The 842-nt window shown below is 55.2% G+C and carries 1 rRNA gene; it reads left to right on the top strand.

The window, feature by feature from the left end:
• A 23S ribosomal RNA gene (locus tag IEX78_RS23995) occupies nucleotides 1–842 on the top strand; the annotation flags it as partial.

Genomic DNA, 842 nt, shown 5'->3' with positions numbered 1-842 from the left:
TCACTGGTCAAGTGATCCTGCGCCGACAATGTAGCGGGGCTCAAGTACACCGCCGAAGCCGCGGCATTCACACAATAGCCCGTCTCAGACTTGATCTGAGGCCAGGTGTGTGGATGGGTAGGGGAGCGTCCTGTACCCGTGGAAGCAGCGGAGTGATCCAGCTGTGGAGGGTATGGGAGTGAGAATGCAGGCATGAGTAGCGAAAGACGAGTGAGAAACTCGTCCGCCGAATGACCAAGGGTTCCTGGGGCAGGTTAATCCGCCCAGGGTGAGTCGGGACCTAAGGCGAGGCCGACAGGCGTAGTCGATGGACAACGGGTTGATATTCCCGTACCCGTGTATCCGCGCCCAATGCTGAATCAGTTGTGCTAAGTATCCAAATGTTTCGTGATTGAGCCTTCGGGCGAGAGACGAGACGGCTGCATATGACCCTGGCTGTAGTAGGTAAGCGATGGGGTGACGCAGGAAGGTAGCTGGGCCAGGTGATGGAATACCTGGTGTAAGCGTGTAGGGCGTTGTGTAGGCAAATCCGCACAACATTAAGCCTGAGACGTGATGCGTAGTCGTTGAGACGAATTCAGTGATCCTATGCTGCCGAGAAAAGCCTCTAGCGAGCTGGTACATGGCCCGTACCCCAAACCGACACAGGTGGTCAGGTAGAGAATACTAAGGCGATCGAGATAACTGTGGTTAAGGAACTCGGCAAAATGCCCCCGTAACTTCGGGAGAAGGGGGACCTCGCTTGGTGAAAAGTCTTGCACTTGGAGCTGAGGGAGGTCGCAGAGACCAGAGAGAAGCGACTGTTTACTAAAAACACAGGTCCGTGCGAAGTCGTAAGACGA

Source organism: Nocardia camponoti (assembly GCF_014646135.1).
GTDB classification, from domain to species: Bacteria; Actinomycetota; Actinomycetes; order Mycobacteriales; family Mycobacteriaceae; genus Nocardia; species Nocardia camponoti.
Note: the sequence above shows the minus strand (reverse complement) of the source record. Positions and strands in the feature narration are given on the sequence as shown.